The sequence below is a fragment of the Cysteiniphilum halobium genome (assembly GCF_003574425.1).
In the GTDB taxonomy this organism is placed as follows: Bacteria; Pseudomonadota; Gammaproteobacteria; order Francisellales; family Francisellaceae; genus Caedibacter; species Caedibacter halobius.
Window position 1 is genome coordinate 1 of the sequence record NZ_QLIU01000118.1, and the last position, 501, is coordinate 501.

Sequence of the window (501 nt, forward strand, 5' to 3'; positions counted from 1 at the left end):
TTTTATCTTCATTCTTTATATACTCTTATTTATCACCTTTCTTTCTTTTTTTCTTTTCTCTTCTTCTTCCTTTTTCTTTATCCTTTTTTTCTCTTATCTCTCCTTTTTCTTCTTTTTCTCTTTTTTTTTCTTTTCCTTTTTTTCTTTTTCACTTCTTTTTCCTTTTTCTTCCTTCTTTTTTTTTTCTCTTTTTTCTTCCTTCTCCCTTCTTTCTTTCTCTTTCTCTTTTATTCCCTTCTTTGTCCTTTCCTTCTTTTTCTTCTCCTCCTCTTTCTTCTCTCCTTTCTTTCTTCGCTATTCTTCCTTCTTCATTCTCTCTTCCCTCCATTCCTTCTTTTCTTTCCTTTTTATTTTCTTCTTTTTTCCTCTTCTTTTCCTTCCCTTCCTCTCTTTCCCCTTCTCTTTTTTTTCTCTCTCTTTCTCCTCTTTTCCTTTTTCTTTTCTTTTTTCTTTTTCTATTTTTTTTTTTTTTCTCTCTTTTTTTTTTTTCTTTTTTTCTTT

1 protein-coding gene is annotated in these 501 nt (G+C 28.7%); it reads right to left on the reverse strand.

Annotated features, from left to right (window positions below; all coding sequences use genetic code 11):
• Positions 1 to 148: 148 nt before the first annotated feature.
• The coding region (locus tag DNK85_RS12700) for a hypothetical protein (protein ID WP_208123186.1) at positions 149 to 501 on the reverse strand (353 nt) is incomplete at its 5' end.